Origin of the sequence: Xanthovirga aplysinae (assembly GCF_009711365.1) — a bacterium.
Classification (GTDB): Bacteria; Bacteroidota; Bacteroidia; order Cytophagales; family Cyclobacteriaceae; genus Xanthovirga; species Xanthovirga aplysinae.
The window spans coordinates 1-406 of record NZ_SMMB01000121.1 but is presented as its reverse complement, the minus strand read 5'-3'; the positions used below and the strand labels follow the sequence as shown (position 1 = coordinate 406).

The window sequence follows — 406 nt, the reverse complement described above, 5'->3', positions numbered from 1 at the left end:
TTCTGGAGATTTGTCGACGCGGTTTGCTATCTTATTTATTTAAATATTGTGGAAGAATCCATTATTGGGCCTGTAGCTCAGGTGGTTAGAGCGCTACACTGATAATGTAGAGGTCCGTGGTTCGAGTCCACGCAGGCCCACAATATTTCTGGGGGATTAGCTCAGCTGGCTAGAGCGCCTGCCTTGCACGCAGGAGGTCATCGGTTCGACTCCGATATCCTCCACTTTAAAAAGTGGAAAAGTTGACAGACGGTCAGCTTAATTTTTGCTGAAAGGTTTAAAGAAAGATTAAACCACATAGATTGGAGAAGTAGTTTTGCTATCTAATAGACGAGCCAATTCAAATATTAGTTAGAAAGCTGTTTCATTAACACCAATCAAAAAAGTTCATTGACATATTGTAAGG

2 tRNA genes are annotated in these 406 nt (G+C 41.4%); both read left to right on the top strand.

The window, feature by feature from the left end:
• Nucleotides 1-66 precede the first annotated feature (66 nt).
• Nucleotides 67-140, top strand: a tRNA-Ile gene (locus E1171_RS00165).
• Nucleotides 141-150: 10 nt separating this feature from the next.
• Nucleotides 151-224 (top strand) — tRNA-Ala (locus E1171_RS00160).
• Nucleotides 225-406: the final 182 nt, after the last annotated feature.